Here is a 20,441-nt window from a genome sequence, read left to right as displayed (position 1 = left end):
TCATGGTGTCCAGATCGTGGTCCCTGCACGGCGGCGAGAGCGGCGTCGGACGCCCCTCGTTCGTCGCCGAGTTCGGGCTCTGGGACGAGAGGCAGGCCGCCGCGGCCGAGCAGGTCGAGCTGCAGCTGGACGACGTCGACCTCGTCCGGGTGGTCTTCTGCGACCCGCACGGTCTCGCCCGGTCCAAGACGGTGCCCGCCGACGTCTTCCGCTCGGTGCTGCGCAACGGCATGGACTTCAGCGCCGGGCCGTTCCTCTTCGACACCGGTCACGCGGTGGCCGTCGACTTCCTCGGGGACGCCGGGGTCGGGGTCGGTGAACTGCTCGGCGCCGGTGACTTCGTGCTCGTCCCCGATCCGCGCACCTTCCAGGTGCTGCCCAGGAACGAGCCGCGGACCGCCTGGGTGCTCGGCGACGAGTACCTGCGCGACGGCACCCCGCACCCGCTCTCCCCCCGCGGCGTGCTGCGCCGGGTGTGCGCCGACTACGACCGGCACGAGCTGTCCCCGGTCATCGGTCTCGAGGTCGAGTGGTACCTGACCCGGCTGACCGGCGGCCCGGTGGGCAACGCGGGCAACGGGTTCGGCCTGCAGGGGCCGGCCCCCGAGGTGGCGGCCGTGAACCCCGGCTACCAGTTCAACCTCGACAGCTACTACGACTCGGTCGCCGACGTCGCCGACCCGCTGGCCGCGATGCTGATGAAACTCGGCCTGCCGCTGCGCTCGTTCGAGCACGAGTCGGGTCCCGGTCAGCTGGAGACGACCTTCAACCCGATGCTGGCGCTGGACGCGGCCGACGCGATGCTGTTGTTCCGCACCCAGCTCAAGCAGGAGTGCAGGCGGCGCGGCTACCACGCCTCGTTCATGACCCTGCCGCGGCTCGAGAGCTTCGACGCCAGCGGCTGGCACCTGCACCAGTCCGTCACCGGCACCAAGACCGGCCACAACCTGTTCGCCGAGGACGACGGACCGCAGGACGCCATCTCCGCGCAGGGCCAGGCGTACATCGAGGGACTGCTGTCCCGCGCGCGGGAGTTCTGTCTGCTGTCCGTACCGACCGTGAACGGCTACCGGCGTCTCGCCCCGGAGTTCTCGCTCGCCCCGACCTCCGTCGACTGGCGGTTCGAGGACCGCAGCGCCATGGTCCGGGTGCTCGCCGGCGGCAGCTCGACCCACGTCGAGAACCGGGTCGGGGAGCCGTGCGCCAACCCCTACCTGCTGATCGCCGCCCAGCTGCACGCGGGCCTCGAAGGGCTGCTCGCCGGAGTTCCGGCCGGCCGCGGCTCGTACCCGGCCCTGCCCCGCACGCTGCGCGAGGCCCTGGAGGCGTTCCGCGCCGGCGACAGCGCCGAGCGGCTGCTCGGCGCACCGCTCAAGTCCTGCCTGGCGAAGCTGAAGGAGAGCGAGGCCGCCAGGTTCGACGCCTGGTGCGCGGCCGAGCGTCCCGAGGGCTCCGCAGGCGGCGTCACCGAATGGGAGCACCGCGAGTACTTCGGTGCCTTCTAGCCCCACCCGCTTCACCCGCACCGCACACCCCGCCCACCCCGCACACCCGACCCCGAGAAGAGGCGACGTTCGACATGTCCAGGTATGAATGGAACGGCACCCACCCCGCCATCGAGACGCTCAAGGACGCCATCGAGCCGTCCCGGCAGAAGGTGCTCAGCCACCCGATCTACTCCCAGCTGACCAGCGTGGACGCGGTGGTCACGTTCATGGAGCACCACGTCTTCGCCGTGTGGGACTTCATGTCGCTGCTCAAGTCCCTGCAGCGGCAGCTGACCTGCGTGGAGGTGCCCTGGGTGCCGTCCGCCTCCACCGGCAGCCGCCGGCTCATCAACGACATCGTGCTCGTCGAGGAGAGCGACGAACTCGGCGACGGCTTCATCAGCCACTTCGAGCTGTACCTCGACGGCATGCGCCAGTCCGGCGCCGACACCGCGCGCATCGACGCCTTCATCGGCCTGCTGCGCGCGGGCCGCACCGTCCCGGCCGCGCTCCGGGAGGCGGGCGTGCCCGAGCCGGTGGCCGCGTTCGTGGGCACCACCTGGGACTTCATCGACAACGCGCCCGTGCACTGCCAGGCCGCGGCGTTCGCCTTCGGCCGCGAGGACCTGATCCCCGACATGTTCGACCAGGTCGCCGCGCTCGACGCCGGCCACGGCTCGCTGTCCACCTTCGTCGACTACCTCCGCCGGCACATCCAGGTCGACGCCGAGGAGCACACGCCGATGGCGATGCAGATGCTCGCCGACCTGTGCGGCGACGACGACACCAAGTGGGCCGAGTGCCGGGACACCATCGACCGCGCGCTCGCGGCCCGGGCGCGGCTGTGGGACGGCATCTCGCACGCCATCACCGAGAACACCCGCTGAGGGGACGACACTTGGGAGGGGACAACACCATGTCGAAGGTGAAGGACACGCCGTCCGTGGCCGCCGACGGACGCGCGGAACGGATCGCGCGGCGGACCCGCGACGAGAACTGGAAGAAACCACCGCGCCGGATCGAGACGTCGGAGTGCATCACGTGTGACACGTGCCTGCGCAGCTGCCCGTCCGAGTTCGGCGCGATCTTCGACGACGGGCTCAACGTCGTGATCGTGCCCGAACTCTGCTCGGGCTGCCCGAAGTGCGTGATGGTCTGCCCCGTCGACTGCATCTACGTCGACGAGGACTGGACCGCCACCGAGGCCCGGATGTGGGACCACATCGACCTGACGGCCGGGGGAAGCGCATGACTCTCCCCACCGAGCCGGACGCCACGCTCTCCCGCAAGGCTGCGCTGGCGAAGGCCCGGCAGAGCCGCAGACCCAGCAGACTCGGCCGGCCGGCCGGTGCCGCGGGCGAGCCGGACTACCCGATGGAGCCGGACGCCGGATTCCCGACGCTGCTCAGGCAGACCTGGCAGCAGGCGCTCGCCGCGCCGGACCTGGCCACGGCCGTGGACACGCTGCTCACGCTCGCCGGGCACGTCCCGGCGGACATCCAGCTGCGGGCCCTGCCCGTCGAGGACGAGACGGCGCTGAAGGTCCTGGTCGGCCGGTCGTGGCGCAACGACGGCCGGTCCCCCGACCGGGCCGACGGCGCCGCCACCGCGTTCCTCGGCGAGATCGGGCTGGACCGCAGCGGCCGGCTCGTCGTCCGGGTCCCGTCCAAGCCGCCGCTGAGCGGCGCGGCCGACCTGGTCGACGGCGTGCTGCGGGTGCCGTGGACCGCCGGGGACCTGGCCGACTACCAGGTCGAACTCGCCCTGGCGGCCGACCGGTTGCAGGAGTCGGTGGCCGACTGCCGGCAGTGGCTGCTGAACGTCGGCGCGGACGGCCGCCGTACCCTGCTGCGGGATCTGACGGAGGCGGCGATCAGGACGGCGCCGTTCGTCCTGTACGCCGGTGAGCGCCAGTACACCAACTTCCGTGACCGCAACACCCTGTCGGGCAAGACGCTGCGGCCGGGGCACCCCGACTGCGTGTTGAGCACCCTGGGCTCGGTGCCGCTGGAGCTGTGGTCCGACGGTGACGTGCTCCTGGTGGTGTGCCTGACGCTGCTGGTGCGGTCGGCCGGGTACGCCCGGATCGAGGAGGCCAACGGCACGCAACTCACCCCGGACCACGTGGCCCTGCTGCTGGAGCGGACCCGGGCCGCCTACAACGCGGCCTCCGGCGCGCTGCCCCCGGTCCCGGCCGCGGCCGGGCACACGGTGGCCGCGCTCGACGAGCTGGCGGGGGCGCTGGCGGTACGGCGCCGGGAGCTGATGGGGAGCGTGCAGCTCTACCGGGAGATCTACGGCCCGCTGATGCACAAGATCGAGCGGGTCGCCGGGCCCGTCAAGGACGACGCGGCACGGCTGGAGGCCGCGCTGTGCGCACGCCTGCGCGAGCGGCTCCCGGTCACCGGCGCCGATCTCGCGGAGCTGACCGCACGGCTCACGGCGTCCCCCGGCTGGCTGGCCGAGCCGCACGGCGGGTTCGGCACCGGCCTGGAGTCCCTGGTGTACGAGACGGTGCGCGCGGCGACGGCGGTGTTCGACGCCGACTTCGCGATGAGCCGGGGGATGCGGTCGCTGCCCGCGCTGATCGAGGCGCTGCGCGCGGAGGCGTACGCCACCATCGCCGGCTGGGAGATCCCGCACTTCTTCTGCTGTGTCGTCCCGTCGCAGGACTCCCGCCGCCTCTTCGGCGGCTCCGCCGCGCGGCTGGCCGACACCTCGTGGGCCATCTCCTCGCGGATGCAGTACAACTCGTGGCACTTCCTGGTCGGCAACCTGCCGAAGATCCCCGAGATCGCGGCGCGCGACCACTTCGTGCCGCCGGTGATCCCGGACATCGCGTACTACTCCGACCAGCACCACAACGGTCATGTCGCGGCCCGGGTGCGCTTCACCGTCCGCAGCCCGCAGCCGGTGCGGGTGCTGGGCCGCACGTTCAACGGCTTCATGGACCTGCGGCTGCTGCGCTGCGAGGGACTGCCCTTCGACGAGCAGGACCTGCTGGCGGCACACCGGGTGTCCGCGTTCGTCGCGCAGGCGACGAGCCTGGCCGCCACGCTGGTCGCCGGCGGTGCGCGCATCGAGGTCACCTCGTTCGACTCCGCCTGGCACCGCGACAGGATCGCCGGCTGACCGGACGACACCGAGGGCCCCTGGCATTTCGCCAGGGGCCCTCGTGTGTGCCGTGTCCGGGAGGTCAGACCGCCGCGGGCTCGGTCGCGGAGCGGGTGTGCACGGCTCGGTAGCTGTTCCAGTCGGCGCTCGTCGTCAGCGAGTTCCGCTTGTCCTGGAAGGTGCGGCGCACGGCGGCCCACTCGGACTCGTCCTGCGTGCGGAAGGCGTCGTAGGCCTCCTTGCCGTCCCACTGGGAGTAGACCACGACGAAGTCACGGTCCGCGCCCACGGTCGCCAGGGTGCGGTCGCCGCCCTCCAGGTTGCGCGAGCGGATGCCGCGCAGCACGGTCTGCGAACGGTAACCGGGGACGTCCACCAGCCAGTCGTGCGCGGTGGCCTGCGCGGCGACCAGGGCGCCCTGCTCGGCCGGGTCCACGCCGAGGACCTCGATGACCGTGTAGTCGTCGCGGGCCGGCGAGACCTCGGTGACGTCACCCAGCGCGGGGTGGCGCAGGCTGGACTCCACCTCGGTCTGCATCAGACGGACGTAGGTCGTGATCTCCCGGAACACCGGGACGGTGTGGTGCTTGAACTCGCTGTCGTTGTAACGCGACTCCAGGTCCTGCATGCCCCGCCACTGGATGAAGTTCAGGGTGCCCGGCTTCTCCTCGCCGCGGTGCACGGTGCTGGAGATCCAGCCGGGGAACGCCGCCGTGTCGACGATCTTCGACATCTCCTTGACCAGCGTGTCCACGCGGGGGCGGGTGTCGGTCTTGAACAGGTTGAGGACGGTCAGGTGCCCGGCCTCGGGGTTGATGAACGGCATGGTCTCTCCTGCGGTCGGTTACTTGGGTGATGTCGTGCTCGGCCGGCGGGGGACGCCGGTCAGCGGGCGGCGCCGAAGAAGCGGCTCAGGGCGTCCGTCAGGCCGGCCGCCCCGGATCCGCCGGAGCCGATCCAGGCGACGTAGCCGTCGGGCCGGACCAGCAGCGCCTCGACGTCCGCGAGCGCGCCCTCGGGCCGGGAAGCGGAGGTGACGACGCCGATCCGGTCCGTCCACGGCTCGGCCGCGGCGCTCACGTCGCCGTCGCCGCGCAGGTCGAGGACGTAGCCGCGCCCGCCGTGCAGCAGTGCGTAGGCGGTCGTCCCGCCGTCCGGGCCGATCAGCGGGAAGTCCGGCAGCCGGCGGCCGAGCAGCGGGTGGTCGCCGGGTGCGGCGTCGTAGGTGATGTCGAGACCGGAGACCAGTCCGACCAGGTGCTCCTGGACGTCCTCGTACGCCAGCAGCTCGGCGAAGACCGCCCGCATCGGCTCCATCTCGGGGCCGCCGAGGTACAGGCTGCGCTGCGCGAGGGTGTTGGCCAGGATGCGGTCGGCGACCCGGTGCCGCTCGGTGTGGTACGTGTCCAGCAGCCCCTCGGGAGCGTCGCCGCGGATCTCGGCGGCGAGCTTCCAGCCGAGGTTGACGGCGTCGCCCACGCCCGCGCTGATGCCCTGCGCGCCGATCGGCATGTGGATGTGCGCCGCGTCGCCCGCCAGGAACACGCGGCCGGCGCGGTACCGGGCGGCCTGCCGGCTGGCGTCGGTGAAGTAGCTGAGCCACACCGGGGTGCCGGCGCTGATGTCGTCGCCGGTGACCCGCTTGAAGGAGTCGGCCACTTCCTGGAAGGAGGGCGGCTCCGACGTCGGGCGTACGCCGGCGCCCCGCTCGAAGACGACGACGCGGGTGGTGTCCGGGCCGACGGGCAGCACGACGACCATGCCCGCCTCGCCGAGCTCACCGGTGGGACGCAGCCGCACCTGGACGCCGGTGACGTCGGCCATCAGCATCTCGAGGGTGGCCGGGTAGCCGGGGAACTCGATGCCGGCGAGGCGGCGCACCGCGCTGCGGGCGCCGTCACAGCCCACCACGTAGCCGGCCCGCAGGGTGCGCGGCCCGTCCGGGGTGTCGGCCCGGACCTCCACCGCGTCGTCCGTGGCGGTCAGCCCGGACAGCTCCCAGCCGCGGCGGATGTCGGCGCCGAGGCCGGCCGCCCACTTGTGGACGATGCGTTCGGTGAGTGCCTGCGGCACCCCGCGCACGCCGAAGTTGCCGCCCGGCACGATGGTGTAGTCGAGCGGCATGCCGCCGAAGTGACCGACCGGGATGACACCGAGGTCACCGAAGTCCTCCAGCAGCCCGCGCTGGGCGAACTCCTCCATGGTCCGGGCCGAGAAGCCGAGCGCGCGCGACTGCCGCATCGGCTCGGTCAGCCGTTCCAGTACGACGGCCTCGATGCCCGCGAGGCGCAGTTCGCCCGCGAGCATGAGCCCGGTGGGGCCCGCCCCCACGATGATCACGTCTGTGTCGAAGTCCTGCACTGTCTGTCCCGCCATCCCTGGGTATCCGTATCTGTCCGTCAAAACTGTCGAAACCGGTCGTCGAGGTTGCTCGCCAGCGCCGTCAGATGGGCGCGGACCTGGTCGAGGCCGATCAGCTCGGAGAGCACCGCGCGCAGCGGCTCGGCCTCGGGGCCGCCGAACATGAGCTGTTCCTGGGCCGCGACATGGTCGAGCACCCGGGCGGCGACGGGATGCCGTTCGTCGTGGTAGGCGTCCAGGAACCCGGGTGCGGTGCGTTCGTGCACGGCCGCGGCGAGGTGCCGGGCCAGACTGACGGCGTCCTGCAGGCCGGTGTTGAGCGCCTGGCCGCCGACCGGCGCATGCCAGTGGGCGGCGTCGCCGGCCAGCAGGATCCGGCCGCGCCGGTAGGCGTCGGCCTGCCCCTTGCCGTTGTCGAAGGCGTCCAGCCACCGGGGCGTGCCGCCGGAGACGTCCTCGCCGGTCACCCGTGCCCAGGCCCGGACGACCTCCTCGAACGCGGGCGGTCCCGGACGGTCGCGCGGGCCGGTGCCGAACGGGTGCACCATCACGCGGGTGACGCCGTCCCGGGTCGCCGCCACCGCGAAGCCGCCGGGGAGCCGTTCGAACCGGCGGTCGCGGATGCCGAGGCCGGTGACGTCGGCCCGCAGCAGTTCCTTGGTCGCCGCCGTGGCCGTCACGGGGAAGGCGGCCAGCCGGCGTACGGCGCTGTGCGCGCCGTCGCAGCCCACGACGTACCGCGCGCGGATCCGCAGCGGGCCGCCGGGGCCCTGGATCTCGCAGCGGACATGGTCCGGTTGCGCGTCGAGGCCGGTCAGTTCGCGGGCGCGCAGCACCGTCGCGCCCAGCTCCGCGGCGCGTGCGCCCAGGGCGGCCTCGGTGCGGTACTGGGGCACCTTCCAGTTGCCGGCGTAGGCGCTGTCCACCTGGGACAGCGCGAACCCCAGGCCGCCGAAGTGCGTCCGGGGTTCGTGCGCGGCCCCGGCGAGCAGCGCGTCGAATCCGCGCTCGTGCAGCAGCTCGGCGGTGCGCGTGGTGAGCTGGCTGGCCCGGGACTCGGTCATCGGCTCGGCCAGCCGCTCCACGACGACCACCGGGACCCGGGCCCGCCTCAGTTCGCAGGCCAGCAGCAGCCCGACGGGGCCCGCGCCGACGACCACGACCGGCGCCGCCGCCCGGGTCGGGTTCACGACTCCGTGCGCCCGCCGCCGGCACTCTCGGCGTAGGCCTTCGCCAGGCCCAGGGTGGCCAGGCTGTTGCCGCTCAGCGCGGTACGGACGAACTGCCGGGCGGTCTCGACCGTGGCGTCGGCGCCGAGCACCTTGGTGATGTTCTCGGTGTTGATCCGCACCGTGTGCCGGGAGGTCACCGACACCCCGCCGCCGGCGCGCTCCTCGATGAGCCAGCGCCCGGTGTGCAGCGTCATCAGCGCGGGCAGGACGATCTGCTTGTACACGATGCTCGTCGCCGGCCGGCACACCCGCACGGACCGCGTGGTGTGGGTGCTGCCGTCCTTGGTGCGGGTGTCCATCTCCAGGATCTGCAGGCCGGGTTCGTCCTCCTCCAGCGACACCCGGGCGACGTGCGGCAGCCGCTCCTGCCAGAGGTTCGCCTCGTTGAGGAAGTCGTAGACGTCCTTGCCGCTGCCGTCCACCGTCACGGTGTCGTCGAAGGTGAGCAGCTCGTCCGAGCCGGCCGCCTCGGCGCTCGCCTTCAGCGCCCGCAGCTCCGAGGCGCTGTTGCGGTCGACCGCCTGGCTGATCCAGTCGAGGTCGGCGGGGTCGTCGGTCGCCGCGTGGAAGTCGTGCAGCAGGCGCACCCGGCAGGAGGTCGCGGAGACGGGCTCCACCACCCACTCGCCGCCCATGCCGCCGACCGGGTGCTGCGAGCGCTCCTGACGGAACGACACGCGCAGCCGGGCGGGGTCGTGCACGCGCCGGGAGGTCCAGGTCTTGGCGGCGCCGTTGGCGGTCGCCCAGAGCCGGATCAGCTCCGCGTCGCCGTCCCTCTCGACGACCTCGGCGTGCACGGTCGGGGGAAAGGTCTCGGGCCACCTGGCGACGTCCGCGACGATGGCGTACGCCGTCTCGGCGGGGGCGGCCACGTCGATGCTGTGTTCCGTTGCGCGGACCGGGGTCTCGGTCACGGTTCTTCTCCAATCGGTAAGGGGGTGCCGCGAGGGGGCGCCGGCCGTCCGCCCGGGGACGCTCAGCGGGCCTCGCCGAACCAGCGCCGCAGCGCCGCGGCGAGGTCGCCTCCGTCCGGTGCCGTCCATGCCACGTAACCGTCGGGACGCAGCAGCACCGACCCGGTCGCGGCCGCGCCCTCCTCCGGTCCGGGCGGGAAGGCGCGCACCCGGACCACGTCCACCCGGTCCGTCCAGCCGGAGGCGGCCGTCCCGGTCGAGGCGTCGGAGGTGATCAGGACGCCCCGGGCGGGGTGCAGCAGCCGCGCGATCCGGTCGTGGCCGCCGTCGGCGAGGTCCAGCTCGCGGTCGGCCATGCGGGTGCCGAGCAGCGGGTGCGCCGGCCGGTCCGGGCCGGTGCCGCCCAGGTCGTAGCGGATGTCGAAGCCGCTCACCATGCCCGACAGATGACGTGCCACCGACGGGAGTTCGATGAGTTCCGCCAGGACGGCGCGCAGCGGCAGGACCGACCTGCCGGTGAGGTTGAGCGTCCCCTGGGCGAGGGTGTTGCGCAGCAGGCGCGCGCCCACCGGGTGGCGCTCGGCGTGGTAGGTGTCGAGCAGGCCCTCGGGGGCGCTGCCGCGCACCGTCGCCGCCAGCTTCCAGCCGAGGTTGAAGGCGTCCTGCACGCCGACGCTCAGCCCCTGTCCGCCGGCGGGCAGGTGGATGTGCGCGGCGTCCCCGGCCAGCAGCACCCGGCCCCGCCGGTACTCGGTGGCCTGCCGGGTGGCGTCGGTGAAGCGGCTCACCCAGCGGGCGTCGCCGTGGTGGATCGAGTCCCCGGTCAGCCGCTGCCAGGCGTCCGCGACCTGAGTGAACGTCACCTCGCGGCCGGGGTCCGGCCGGGTGCCGTTCTCGCAGACGATGATGCGGGTGTAGCCCTGCTCCAGCGGCGCGGCCATGATCATGCCGTTCGGCAGCAGCTCGCCGATCATCCGCGCCTTGATGTCGCAGCCGCGGACGTCCGCCAGGTACATCTCGCGGGTGGCATCGGAGCCGGCGAACTCGAAGCCCGCCAGGTGCCGGACCGTGCTCCGCCCGCCGTCGCAGCCCACCAGGTGACGGGCGGAGTACTCCTCTAGTCCGTCCGGGCCGCGGACGATCGCGGTGACGCCGTCGCCGGTGTCGGTCAGACCGGTCAGCTCGTAGCCGCGGCGCAGGGTCGCGCCCAGCTCCAGCGCCCGGTTCTCCAGCATCTCCTCGATCTTGTACTGGGGTGCGCCGCGGACGCCGAAGTGCGAGCCCTCCAGCACCCCGTAGTCGATCGGGAGGCCGCCGAAGTGCCCCCGCCGGGTGATCTCGATGTTCTCCAGGCGCTCCAGGATCCCGCGCTGGTGGAACATCTCGGTGGCGCGCGCGGTGAAGCCGATGCCCCGCGACTCCCAGCTGCGCTCGGCCCGCTGCTCGAAGACGATGACGTCGACGCCGCCGAGGCGGAGCTCTGCCGCGAGCGTCAGTCCCGCCGGACCCGCCCCGACCACAATGACATCGGTATCCATGATTCTTCCTGTCCTGAGCCTCGGCTTCCGCGACGGGGCCCCTCGGGGATCAGACCGGGATCGCCTCGATGATCGAGATCGGCGCGGAGGTGGGGACGGCCCTGGTGACCTTGAAGCCGGCCTTGGCGAACAGCTCGGTGTACTCGGCGAGGGTGCGGTCCTGGGCGCCGAGCATGAGCATCAGCCAGAGGTCGATGGTGTGGCCCAGGTGGTTCTCGTTGTGCTCCGGGAGCACGTACTCGATGACGAGCAGCTTGCCGTCGGGGCCGATCGCCTCGCGCGCGTTGCGCAGGGCCGTCACGGCGTCTTCCTCGGAGAAGTCGTGGATGATGTGCTTGAACAGGTAGGCGTCACCGCCGGCCGGCAGCTTGTCGAGGTAGCCGCCGTGCGTGATGGTGAACCGGTCGGCGACGCCGGCCGCCTCGAAGTAGGCCTGCGAGTCCACGGTGGCGATCTCGGAGTCGTACAGCACGCCCTTGACGCCCGGCGCCTGCTGGAGGATGCCCGCGAGCAGGTTGCCCCGGCCGGCGACGACGTCCACGACCGTGCCGAACTGGGAGAAGTCGTAGGCGTCCAGGATCGGGCCGGTCTCCGACTCGGAGAGCTGGCCGAAGGCCTGGAAGAACACGGCCGCGTACTCGGGGGTGGCGTGGAAGAAGTCCAGCGCGCCCTTGCCGCGCAGCTTGGGCAGGTTGGGCTCACCGGTCCGCACGGTGGTGATCAGGTGGCCGAACTCCTCCCACAGCAGCGGGTGGCCCATCAGCAGGCCGAAGCCGCGCATCGAGTCCGCCACGTCCTCGCGGAGCTTCTCGGACAGCGCGGTGTTCTCGTAACTGCCGTCGGGGCGGACCGCGAAGATGCCGTGGCCGGCGAGCGCGCGCAGGATCCGGTGGGTCGCCTTGGCGTCCGAGCCGACCCGCTGGGCGATGTCCTGGACGGGCAGCGGCCCGTCGGCGAGCACGTCCGCGACACCCAGCTTGGCGGCGACGAAAATCGCCTGGGTAATCACGGCACCCTGAATGACATTGAGCAGCGCGTACGAGTCGGACTGGTCACGGGCCTCGGGCGATACGGACATTGCTTTCCCTTCAGAGCGCCTTTTTCACGTATTCCCAGACGATAGGTGGCCGCTTCTCGGCCCCGCAACCGCTTGAATTATTGGAAATTGCCACCTCGAACGTTCTCGAACGTTTCCGGCCGTTCTCGAGGCTTCTCGAACGTTCAACTGGCGAATCCGGGCGGTTGAACGGAAAGCACCTCCACCGGCCCTCGACCGGGAATCCGGCCCTCGTTGCCAGGTTGTTCGGGCCCGGCATACACCCGAGAAGGAGCACGCGGAATGGCGGACAACGGACAGAAGGTGGCGCTGATCACCGGCGGCACGAGCGGAATCGGCCTCGCGATCGCCGAGCAGCTCGCGAGCCAGGGGCTCAGGGTCTTCCTGTGCGCGCGGAACCCCGAGACCGTCCGGGAGACGGTCGACAAGCTGCGGGCGGACGGCCACGACGCCGACGGCCTGGCCACCGACGTCCGCAAGCCGGCCGAGGTCGCCACGCTCGTCGACACGGTGGTCGAGCGCTACGGGCGCGTCGACGTCCTGGTCAACAACGCCGGCCGCAGCGGCGGCGGCACGACCTCCGAGATCGACGACGAGCTCTGGTACGACGTGATCGACACCAATCTGAACAGCGTCTTCCTGATGACGCGCGCCGTTCTCAGGGCGGGCGAGCAGGTCGAGCGTGGCTGGGGCCGCATCATCAACATCGCCTCCACGGGCGGTAAGCAGGGTGTGGTGCTCGGCGCCCCCTATTCGGCGTCCAAGCACGGCGTCGTCGGCTTCACCAAGGCGCTCGGGCTGGAGCTCGCCAAGACGGGCGTGACGGTCAACGCCGTCTGCCCCGGCTACGTGGAGACGCCGATGGCGCAGCGCGTGCGGCAGGGGTACGCCGCCCACCACGAGACGACCGAGGCGGCGATCCTGGAGCGCTTCCAGGCGAAGATCCCGCTCGGTCGCTACTCCACCCCCGAGGAGGTGGCCGGCCTCGTCTCCTACCTGGTGTCCGACGCGGCGGCGCCGGTGACCGCGCAGGCGATCAACGTCTGCGGCGGCCTCGGAAACTACTGACCGCGATTCGACCGGACCGTTCAAGGAGGCCGACGTTGCCGCACGACACCCCGATCCCGGTGGATTTCTGGTTCGACCCGACCTGTCCCTGGGCCTGGCTGACCTCCCGCTGGATCCTCGAGGTCGCGCGGCAGCGGCCCCTCGACGTCCGCTGGCGCCTCATGAGCCTGACCGTGCTCAACGAGGGGCGCGAGAACCTGCCCGAGCGCTGGCACCGGGACCTGGCCCTGCGCCTGGAGGCGGTGCGGGTCTGCGCCGCCGCCGAGCAGCGGTACGGATCCGGGGTGCTCGGGCGGCTGTACACCGAACTCGGCACCCGGTTCCATCTCGGGAAGGCGCCCAAGGAGCGGTCCACGTACGCGGCGGCCCTGACCGCCGCGGACCTGGATCCCGCCCTGGCCGACGCGGCCGGCTCCGACGCGTTCGACGGCGCGGTGCGCGCCTCTCACAACGACGGCATCGGCCGCGTCGGCACCGACGTGGGCACCCCTGTCATCGCGGTGGGCGACGTGGCGTTCTTCGGGCCCGTGGTCACCCCGACCCCGCGCGGCGAGGCCGCGCTGCGGCTCTGGGACGGCTTCCTCGCCGTGGCCGGGACCGATGGTTTCTTCGAACTCAAGCGCACCCGTACCCGCGACCCGATCTTCACCTGACCACCGCGGTCAGCTCCGGGAACCGACCAGGGGGGCGGTCCAGTTGGCGCTCAGCCAGGTCTCCAGCGACACCAGGTCCGGCCTGTTCCGGCGCAGTTCCGGCAGGTCGGCGTGGTAGCCGTCGCGCTCGAACCAGTCGAACATGTTGGCGAGGTCCGGGCGGGCGGCGCGCAGCGGCTCGATGGGCAGCTGCTGGAAGCGGGTCGGCACCCCGGACGCGGCCTCGAACGCCGCGGCCATCTGCGGTCCGGTCAGCTCCTCGCCGGCGATCTCCACCACCCGTCCGATCCAGGCCCGCGGGTCGTCGAAGGCGTCCGCGGCGAACGCGCCGATGTCGCTGGTCGCGATGAGCTGCACCGGGGTGCGCGGGTCCAGCCACATGGCCAGCACCAGCTCGCCCTCCACCGGGCGGGGAGCGATGTCGAGGAGAATGTCGTGGAACATGACCGGCCGCAGCACCGTCGTCGGCAGGTCCAGCGTCTCCAGGTACCGCTCGATCCTCAGCTTGCTCTCGAAGTGCGGCACCCGGGTGTCCCGGTCCGCGCCGCCGACCGAGCTGTACACGAAGTGCCGTACGCCGGCCCGGACCGCCGCGTCGGCCACCGCCCTGCCCTGCCGCTCCTCGGCCTCGACGCCGCCGGGGCCCCGGAACGTCTGGACGCTGAACACTCCGTGGACGCCCTCCATCGCCGCCGCCAGCGACGCCGCGTCGTCCATGTCACCGCGGACCAGCCGCGCGCCCGCCTGCTGAAGCTCCCGGGCCTCGGCCTTCTCCGGGTCGCGGACCAGGGCGTGCACGGTGTGTCCGCGCCGCAGCAGCTCACGGGCCACCGCCCCGCCCTGCCGGCCGGTACCCCCCAGCACCAGGATCGTTCCTTCAACCGCCACTTTCCGTCTCCATGTCTTGTGTCCGCCGGGTCCTCACCCGGCCCGGCGATCAGATGTGTGGGCCGCGAACGGCCGTGGGCCCGTGCGCGATCAGGCCGCGGACATCACCTTCAGCTGCAGCAGCGAGTTGGTGAGGTCGACCAGTGCCTGAGCGGTGTTGATCGCGCCGAGCTCGTCCTCACAGAGCTCTATGCCGTAGTCCCGCTCGATCCTGCTGTAGGTCTCGAGCAGCGCGAGGGAGTCGTAGCCGAGCTCCTCGAAGGGACGCTCGGGCGCCTCCTCCAGCGGCAGCGCGTCCTCGGCCTCCCCCGCGCACTCGCGCATGATGGTCTGCAGCTCGCTGATCGTGATCTGGAGCAATGCCGTGCCTCTCTGTTAGTCGGTGCCGTCCCGCGCTACCACGGAACGGGTCCCTCGTCCGCCAGGCACTGGCCCGACGGGCCGGCCTCGTCCAGCAGGGCGAGCCGGACCGCGATCCCCGCTCCCTCGGCGGGTGTGCGGTGACCGCGGTGGTGGTTGATGTCCGTGGCCACCACTCCGGGGAGGGCGGCGTTGACCTTGATCGGGGTCTCGCGCAGCTCTTTGGCGTAGGCGACCGTGACCGCGTTCAGCGCGGTCTTCGAGGACTGGTAGGCGATCATGTTGAGGCCGGCCAGCGGGGAGCCCGGGGCCGCCGTCAGGGTCAGGGACGCCGTGTGGCTGGACAGGTTGACGATGCGTCCGGCCGGGGAGCGGCGCAGCAGCGGCAGCATCGCGTGCGTCACGGTGACCACGCCGAAGACGTTGGTCTCGTACACCTCCCGCAGATCGGCGGCGGTCGCCTCGCTCGGCGCCCCGGTGAAGCCGCCGGCGACGCCCGCGTTGTTGACCAGGATGTCCAGGCGGCCGTGGCGCCGCTCGATCGCGGCGGCGGCCTCGGCCACGGAGGCCGGGTCCGTCACGTCGAGCCGGAGCGGCTCCGCCGCGATACCGTCACCGGCGAGCGCGCCGGCGGCCTGCTTGCCGAGCACCTCGTCCCGCGCGCCGACGAGGACGACGATCCCCTGCTCACCGAGCTGCCGTGCGACGGCGAAGCCGATGCCCTTGTTGGCGCCCGTGACGAGCGCGACCTTCTCAGCAGGCACGTCTTTTCCTTTCGCGGTCCGAATTGCTCTCGCATTCAAGGTAGTAAGAGGCGAAAGCCGGGGGCACCTCTGACATTGCCATTGAACCCGGCGTTCAACTGTTCAGAATCCGCGTTCAAGCGTGCTGAATCCGCGGTCGAACGCTGGACGGCGTTCCCGTATTGCCTTTCATTGCGGTCGAACATGGCCCTCGGTAGCTTCCCAATGGCCAACTATTGCCACAGCGCAGAGGGCCTGAATATGAGAAATGCTGACGTCATAGTGGTCGGTGCCGGGCCTGTCGGCCTGCTGCTCGCCGGCGAGCTACGCCTGGCCGGGGTGGACGTCGTCGTCCACGACAAGCTGCCCGGCCCGTCCGGGGAGTCCCGTGCGCTCGGGTTCAACCGGCGGGCCGCCGAGACGCTGGGCCAGCGCGGACTGCTGGAGCGGCTGGGCGAGTTCCGCTGGGGCCCGATGGGGCACTTCGGCGGGGTCCGTTTCGACCTCGGCATGCTCGACGACGACCACAGCGGGGTGCTGGGCCTGTCCCAGGCCCGGACCGAGGAGGCGCTCGGCGGCTGGCTGGCCGACCTCGGCGTCCCGGTGCGCCGCGGCCACGAGGTGACGGGGCTGCGCGAGACCCCCGACGGCGTCGTGGTCTCCTTCACCGGCCCCGACGGCCCCGGCGAGGAGAGCGCCGCGTACGTGGTCGGCTGTGACGGCGTGGGAAGTGCCGTGCGGACGCTGGCCGGCATTCCCGCGCCCGGCTGGGAGCCCACCCGGGGCATGTACACCACGGAGATCACCGGCGTCGCCCTGCGGCCCCGGCCGATCGGCGAGCGGCTGCCCGGCGGCTCCATGGTGGTGTGCACCCCGGTGGGCGAGGGCCGCTTCCGCATCATCATCCACGACCTGTCCCTGCCCACCCGCCCGGACCCGGGCGCGCTGACCTTCGCCGAGGTCGCCGACGCCTGGCGGCGGCTCACCGGTGAGTCCATCGACCACGCGCGGCCCCAGTGGCTGTGGGCCACCGGCAACTCCGCCGCGCTGGCCGAGGAGTACCGGCGCGGCCGGGTGCTCCTGGCGGGCGACGCCGCGCACGAGATCCCGCCGCTGGCCGCGTGGGGGCTCAGCGCCGGACTGCAGGACGCCGCCAACCTCGGCTGGAAGCTCGCCGCAACGGTCAAGGGCTGGGCGCCCGAGGGTCTGCTCGACACCTATCACGCCGAACGGCACCCGGTCGGACGGGAGTTGATCCGCAACGCCCAGGCCGCGTCGAAGATCTACCTCGGTGACTCCGTCATGGACCCGGTCCGCGAGGTCATGGGCGAGCTGCTGGCCCACAAGGACGCGGCGGAACAGGTCGCCGGGATCGTCAGCGGCCTCGGCATCCGCTACGACGTCGGCAAGGGCGACCACCCGCTGCTCGGCCTGCGCATGCCGCCGCAGACCGCGCTCACCCGGCCCGACGGCACCCGCGCCCGCGTCGCCGACCTGCTGCACGCCGGACACGGCCTGCTCCTGACCACCGACCCCGCCCTGGCCCACCAGGCCCAGGGCCTCGACGACCGCCTCGACGTCGTCACCGGCACCTGGACCACCGAGACCAAGACCGACCCCGCCGCGGACGCCGTCCTCGTACGCCCCGACGGCTACGTCGCCTGGACCTCCCCCGGCAGCGCCGACGGCCTCACCGAGGCGCTCGGCCGCTGGTTCGGCACCGCACGCGTCCCCCAGCCCGCCGGCCGGTGACCGGCGCCATCGACGAGAACCCCATCGGAAGAGGAGCGTTACACATGGCCAGGGATGTGATCGTCGTCGGTGCCGGCCCGGTGGGGCTGATGGCGGCGGGCGAACTCCGGCTGCGCGGCGTTGACGTCGTCGTCTACGAGCGGCTTCCCGCCCCGCCCCGCGAGTCGCGCGGCGCGAGCTTCACCAAGCGCACCGCCGAATGCTTCGACCAGCGGGGCCTGCTCGGCCGGCTCGGCGAGACCGAGCGCGCCGACAGCCACTTCGGCGGGGTCCGGATCGACCTCGGCATGCTGGCGGAGGACCACTACGGGCACCGGGGCGTCTCCCAGTTCCGCACCGAGCGGATGCTGGAGGACTGGGTGACCGAGCTGGGCGTGCCGGTCCTGCGCGGCTACGAGGTGACCGGCTTCCAGGAGACCGCCGACGCCGTCGTGGTGAGCGTCGAAGGGTCCGACGGCACCCGCGAGGACAGCGCCGGCTTTCTCATCGGCTGCGACGGCGGGCGCAGTTCGGTGCGCAAGCTCGCCGGGATCGGCTTCCCCGGCACCGAGGGCACGCGCGGCTTCCTCACCGCCGACGTCACCGGGATCGAGACCCGCAAGCGGCGCATCGGCGAGAACCTGCCCGGCGGCAGCATGATCATGGCGATGGACCTGGAGAACGGCGTCACCCGGGTCGTCGTGCACGAGGCCGGGACGCCGCCGCGGGACCGCGCCTCCCTCGCCTACGACGACCTCGCCGACGCCTGGCAGCGGCTCACCGGCGAGTCCATCCACCACGGACGGTGCCGGTGGATCAGCTGCTTCACCGACGCCTCACGGGCCGCCGCGGAGTACCGGCGCGGCCGGGTGTTCCTGGCCGGTGACGCCGCGCACGTGCAGCCGCCGGCCATGGCGCAGGGGCTGAGCGTGGGCATCCAGGACGCGGTGAACCTCGGCTGGAAGCTGGCGGCGACGGTCAACGGCTGGGCCCCGGACGGCCTGCTGGACACCTACCACGCCGAACGCCGGCCGGTCGGCGCGCAGTTGGCGCGCAACGCCCGCGCGGCGATCGAACTGCGGCTCACCGGCGAGGACATGGACCCGGTCCGCGGCATCATGACCGAGCTGGTCGCGCACCCGGACGCCGCCGCGTACCTGGCCGGCATGCTGAGCAACCTCGGCATCCGCTACGACGTCGGCAAGGGCGACCACCCGCTGCTCGGCCTGCGCATGCCGCCGCAGGCCGCGCTCAACCGGCCCGACGGCACCCGCGCCCGCGTCGCCGACCTGCTGCACGCCGGACACGGCCTGCTCCTGACCACCGACCCCGCCCTGGCCCGCCAGGCCCAGGGCCTCGACGACCGCCTCGACGTCGTCACCGGCACCTGGGCCAGCGACACCGAGACCGACCCCGCCGCGGACGCCGTCCTCGTACGCCCCGACGGGTACGTCGCCTGGACCTCCCCCGGCAGCGTCGACGGCCTCACCGAGGCGCTCGGCCGCTGGTTCGGCACCCCCCGGTCCTAGGTCCTGGGGTCCAGTCGCCCTCGACCGGGGTTCCGGAGCCCCCGGTCACACTGCGAACGCCCGTCTCGGCGTCGACCGTCGGCGCCGAGGCGGGCCCTACGACACCGTAACCATGAAGGAGCTGGTGGAATGGCTGGCAGCGAACGGGATCAGGTGAGCGGGAAGCCCCATGTGGTCATCGTCGGTGGAGGCATCGCGGGACTGTCGGCGGCGTTCCATCTGCGGAACGAGCCGGTCCGGGTGACGCTCCTGGAGGGCTCGTCCCGGATCGGCGGAAAACTGCTGGTCTCCGAGGTGGCGGGGGTCGCGGTCGACGAGGGCGCCGAGTCGCTGTACGCCAACCGCCGCAAGACCACCGGGCTGATCAAGGACGCCGGGCTCGGCGAGCGGATCATGTCGGCCGGCGTCACGGCGTCGGCGATCTGGACCAGGGGCGAGATCCGCGAGCAGCCCGACCGCCAGTTCATGGGCGTGCCCTGCGACATGGACGACCTGGCCCGGTCCGGCGTGCTGTCCGCGGAGGGGCTCGACCGCGCCCGGCAGGACCTGGTGCTGCCCTCGTCCGACCGGGACGGGGACGTCTCGGTCGCGTCGTTCGTCGGAGGGCGGCTCGGCCAGGAGGTCGTGGACCGTCTCGTCGAACCGTTCCTCGCCGGTGTGTTCTCCGGCCGTGCCGAGGATCTGTCCTTCGAGGCCACGCTGGCCCCGCTGGCCATGGCGGCCCGTGGCCACGTCTCGCTCGCGGACGCGGCGGGCTCGCTGACGCCGGTGCTGCAGGAGGGCGAGAAGCTGCCGCCCGTGAGCGTCGCCACGCTCGAGGGCGGCTTCGGCTCGCTGCCCCCCGTGCTGGTGCGCGAGGTGCTGGCGGCGGCGCCGGACGCGTCCCTGCGCACCGGGGCCGCCGTCAGCGCACTGGAGCGCACCGCGGACGGCTGGCGGGTGACCGTCGGCGCGGCCGGCGACGCGGAGCACATCGACGCGGACGCCGTCGTCGTCGCCGTGCCGGCCGGTCCCGCGAGCCGGCTGCTCGGCCAGGTCCCCGGGACCTCGCCCGCCGTCTCGGCGCTCGCCGAGGTGCCGTACGCGAGCGTCGCGATGGTCACCCTCGCCTACCCGCGCACGGCGTTCCCCGGCGGGCTCTCCGGCCGCGGTTACGCCGCCTACCGGGTGCCCGCGGTGGAGGGCAAGGCGGTCAAGGAGGTCACCTTCACCACCGTGAAGTGGCCGCACCTGGCCGGCGAGGTGGAGATCGTCCGCTGCTCGCTCGGGCGGCTCGGCGAGGAGTACCTGCTGGAGCGCGACGACGCCGATCTGGTCGCGCTGGCGACGGCCGAGCTCGCCGAGGCCACCGGAGTGACCGGTCCCCCGGTGGCGACCCGGGTGAGCCGCTGGGCCGACGCACTGCCGCAGTACACCGTCGGCCATCTGGACCGGGTGCAGCGGATCCGGGACGCGGTGGCGGCCCAGCCGGGCCTCGCGGTGTGCGGTGCGCTGTACGACGGTGTGGGCGTCGGTGTCTGCATGGCGACCGCGCGCAAGGCCGCCGACCAGGTGCTCGCCTGGCTGAAGAAGGACAAGGATGCGGACGCCGCCGGCCGTACGGTCGCGGCAGCCGTCTGAGCGAGCCCGCCCGGAACGTCCGTCGTTCCGGGCACACAAGTGGCCGTGCCCGGCGACCGGGCTGACCGCTCCCGCTCGGCTGTGCGGGACTGCTCGGCCAAGTCGGCGCGTGTGTCGGCGCTTCAAACACCTGGTAATCGGACGCC

Annotated in this window: 18 protein-coding genes; 9 read left to right on the top strand and 9 right to left on the bottom strand. The window is 72.5% G+C overall.

Features of this window, described 5'->3' with window-relative positions; all coding sequences use genetic code 11:
- Nucleotides 1–2 precede the first annotated feature (2 nt).
- From AB0N17_RS40380 to AB0N17_RS40365, 4 genes are all read left to right on the top strand, one after another.
- Nucleotides 3–1,505: a glutamine synthetase family protein gene (locus tag AB0N17_RS40380; RefSeq protein WP_366016660.1), complete on the top strand. Its 1,503-nt coding sequence runs from the start codon at nt 3–5 to the stop codon at nt 1,503–1,505.
- Nucleotides 1,506–1,579: 74 nt separating this feature from the next.
- Complete coding sequence (locus AB0N17_RS40375; RefSeq protein ID WP_366016659.1) at nt 1,580–2,374, top strand: DUF3050 domain-containing protein; 795 nt, start codon at nt 1,580–1,582, stop codon at nt 2,372–2,374.
- A 29-nt stretch (nt 2,375–2,403) separates the two neighbouring features.
- Nucleotides 2,404–2,739 carry a 4Fe-4S dicluster-binding protein gene (locus tag AB0N17_RS40370; protein ID WP_366016658.1) on the top strand — a complete coding sequence of 112 codons (336 nt, stop codon included), beginning with the start codon at nt 2,404–2,406 and terminating at the stop codon, nt 2,737–2,739.
- Nucleotides 2,736–4,619, top strand: coding sequence for a hypothetical protein (locus AB0N17_RS40365; RefSeq protein WP_366016657.1), 1,884 nt, complete (start codon nt 2,736–2,738; stop codon nt 4,617–4,619). The genes AB0N17_RS40370 and AB0N17_RS40365 overlap by 4 nt, the downstream gene beginning before the upstream one ends.
- Before the next feature lie 64 nt (nt 4,620–4,683).
- Here the strand turns inward: AB0N17_RS40365 and AB0N17_RS40360 are convergent, their stop codons facing one another.
- From AB0N17_RS40360 to AB0N17_RS40335, 6 genes are all read right to left on the bottom strand, one after another.
- Entirely contained in the window at nt 4,684–5,427 is a 744-nt protein-coding gene (locus tag AB0N17_RS40360) for an antibiotic biosynthesis monooxygenase (protein WP_366016656.1), read from the bottom strand.
- Between the two features lie 59 nt (nt 5,428–5,486).
- Nucleotides 5,487–6,977, bottom strand: a complete 1,491-nt coding sequence (locus tag AB0N17_RS40355) for an FAD-dependent monooxygenase (RefSeq protein ID WP_366016655.1) — start codon at nt 6,975–6,977, stop codon at nt 5,487–5,489.
- A 23-nt stretch (nt 6,978–7,000) separates the two neighbouring features.
- Nucleotides 7,001–8,152 (bottom strand): FAD-dependent monooxygenase, encoded by a 1,152-nt coding sequence (locus AB0N17_RS40350; protein WP_366016654.1) that lies wholly within the window; start codon nt 8,150–8,152, stop codon nt 7,001–7,003.
- Complete coding sequence (locus AB0N17_RS40345) at nt 8,149–9,108, bottom strand: aromatase/cyclase (RefSeq protein WP_366016653.1); 960 nt, start codon at nt 9,106–9,108, stop codon at nt 8,149–8,151. The genes AB0N17_RS40350 and AB0N17_RS40345 overlap by 4 nt, the downstream gene beginning before the upstream one ends.
- 62 nt (nt 9,109–9,170) lie before the next feature.
- Complete coding sequence (locus AB0N17_RS40340) at nt 9,171–10,646, bottom strand: FAD-dependent monooxygenase (RefSeq protein ID WP_366016652.1); 1,476 nt, start codon at nt 10,644–10,646, stop codon at nt 9,171–9,173.
- A 49-nt stretch (nt 10,647–10,695) separates the two neighbouring features.
- The gene (locus AB0N17_RS40335; protein WP_366016651.1) at nt 10,696–11,724 is read right to left on the bottom strand and encodes a methyltransferase; all 1,029 of its coding nucleotides are present in this window, start codon (nt 11,722–11,724) and stop codon (nt 10,696–10,698) included.
- Between the two features lie 261 nt (nt 11,725–11,985).
- Between AB0N17_RS40335 and fabG the strand changes: the two genes are divergently transcribed.
- Both fabG and AB0N17_RS40325 read left to right on the top strand, forming a co-directional pair.
- Nucleotides 11,986–12,771, top strand: a complete 786-nt coding sequence (fabG, locus tag AB0N17_RS40330) for a 3-oxoacyl-ACP reductase FabG (protein WP_366016650.1) — start codon at nt 11,986–11,988, stop codon at nt 12,769–12,771.
- A gap of 35 nt (nt 12,772–12,806) precedes the next feature.
- The gene (locus tag AB0N17_RS40325) at nt 12,807–13,424 is read left to right on the top strand and encodes a DsbA family protein (protein ID WP_366016649.1); all 618 of its coding nucleotides are present in this window, start codon (nt 12,807–12,809) and stop codon (nt 13,422–13,424) included.
- Nucleotides 13,425–13,433: 9 nt separating this feature from the next.
- Here AB0N17_RS40325 and AB0N17_RS40320 read toward each other — a convergent pair whose 3' ends face one another.
- The 3 genes from AB0N17_RS40320 to AB0N17_RS40310 all read right to left on the bottom strand — a co-directional run bounded on the left by AB0N17_RS40320 (nt 13,434) and on the right by AB0N17_RS40310 (nt 15,436).
- The gene (locus AB0N17_RS40320) at nt 13,434–14,312 is read right to left on the bottom strand and encodes an NmrA/HSCARG family protein (protein WP_366016648.1); all 879 of its coding nucleotides are present in this window, start codon (nt 14,310–14,312) and stop codon (nt 13,434–13,436) included.
- Between the two features lie 90 nt (nt 14,313–14,402).
- Nucleotides 14,403–14,672: an acyl carrier protein gene (locus AB0N17_RS40315; RefSeq protein ID WP_366016647.1), complete on the bottom strand. Its 270-nt coding sequence runs from the start codon at nt 14,670–14,672 to the stop codon at nt 14,403–14,405.
- Nucleotides 14,673–14,707: 35 nt separating this feature from the next.
- Nucleotides 14,708–15,436, bottom strand: coding sequence for an SDR family oxidoreductase (locus tag AB0N17_RS40310; protein WP_366016646.1), 729 nt, complete (start codon nt 15,434–15,436; stop codon nt 14,708–14,710).
- Nucleotides 15,437–15,676: 240 nt separating this feature from the next.
- On the opposite strand from AB0N17_RS40310, the gene AB0N17_RS40305 reads away from it, so the two are divergent.
- The 3 genes from AB0N17_RS40305 (at nt 15,677) to hemG (ending at nt 20,295) form a co-directional block, all read left to right on the top strand.
- Nucleotides 15,677–17,167, top strand: a complete 1,491-nt coding sequence (locus tag AB0N17_RS40305; RefSeq protein WP_366016645.1) for an FAD-dependent monooxygenase — start codon at nt 15,677–15,679, stop codon at nt 17,165–17,167.
- A 44-nt stretch (nt 17,168–17,211) separates the two neighbouring features.
- A complete protein-coding gene (locus tag AB0N17_RS40300; RefSeq protein WP_366016644.1) occupies nt 17,212–18,675 on the top strand; it encodes an FAD-dependent monooxygenase in 1,464 nt (487 codons plus the stop codon).
- Between the two features lie 129 nt (nt 18,676–18,804).
- Nucleotides 18,805–20,295 carry a protoporphyrinogen oxidase gene (gene hemG, locus AB0N17_RS40295; protein ID WP_366016643.1) on the top strand — a complete coding sequence of 497 codons (1,491 nt, stop codon included), beginning with the start codon at nt 18,805–18,807 and terminating at the stop codon, nt 20,293–20,295.
- The last annotated feature ends 146 nt before the right edge of the window (nt 20,296–20,441 follow it).

The organism is Streptomyces sp. NPDC051133 (assembly GCF_040682635.1).
In the GTDB taxonomy this organism is placed as follows: domain Bacteria; phylum Actinomycetota; class Actinomycetes; order Streptomycetales; family Streptomycetaceae; genus Streptomyces.
The sequence above is the reverse complement of the archived record's forward strand: the minus strand, read 5'-3'. Positions and strand labels throughout refer to the sequence as shown.

What these genes read in the sequence shown, in the direction of transcription:
- AB0N17_RS40380 (WP_366016660.1), top strand. Translation starts at nt 3, where the DNA reads ATGGTGTCCAGATCGTGGTCCCTGCACGGCGGCGAGAGCGGCGTCGGA.
- AB0N17_RS40375 (WP_366016659.1), top strand. Translation starts at nt 1,580, where the DNA reads ATGTCCAGGTATGAATGGAACGGCACCCACCCCGCCATCGAGACGCTC.
- AB0N17_RS40370 (WP_366016658.1), top strand. Translation starts at nt 2,404, where the DNA reads ATGTCGAAGGTGAAGGACACGCCGTCCGTGGCCGCCGACGGACGCGCG.
- AB0N17_RS40365 (WP_366016657.1), top strand. Translation starts at nt 2,736, where the DNA reads ATGACTCTCCCCACCGAGCCGGACGCCACGCTCTCCCGCAAGGCTGCG.
- AB0N17_RS40360 (WP_366016656.1), bottom strand. Translation starts at nt 5,427, where the DNA reads ATGCCGTTCATCAACCCCGAGGCCGGGCACCTGACCGTCCTCAACCTG.
- AB0N17_RS40355 (WP_366016655.1), bottom strand. Translation starts at nt 6,977, where the DNA reads ATGGCGGGACAGACAGTGCAGGACTTCGACACAGACGTGATCATCGTG.
- AB0N17_RS40340 (WP_366016652.1), bottom strand. Translation starts at nt 10,646, where the DNA reads ATGGATACCGATGTCATTGTGGTCGGGGCGGGTCCGGCGGGACTGACG.
- AB0N17_RS40335 (WP_366016651.1), bottom strand. Translation starts at nt 11,724, where the DNA reads ATGTCCGTATCGCCCGAGGCCCGTGACCAGTCCGACTCGTACGCGCTG.
- fabG (WP_366016650.1), top strand. Translation starts at nt 11,986, where the DNA reads ATGGCGGACAACGGACAGAAGGTGGCGCTGATCACCGGCGGCACGAGC.
- AB0N17_RS40305 (WP_366016645.1), top strand. Translation starts at nt 15,677, where the DNA reads ATGAGAAATGCTGACGTCATAGTGGTCGGTGCCGGGCCTGTCGGCCTG.
- AB0N17_RS40300 (WP_366016644.1), top strand. Translation starts at nt 17,212, where the DNA reads ATGGCCAGGGATGTGATCGTCGTCGGTGCCGGCCCGGTGGGGCTGATG.
- hemG (WP_366016643.1), top strand. Translation starts at nt 18,805, where the DNA reads ATGGCTGGCAGCGAACGGGATCAGGTGAGCGGGAAGCCCCATGTGGTC.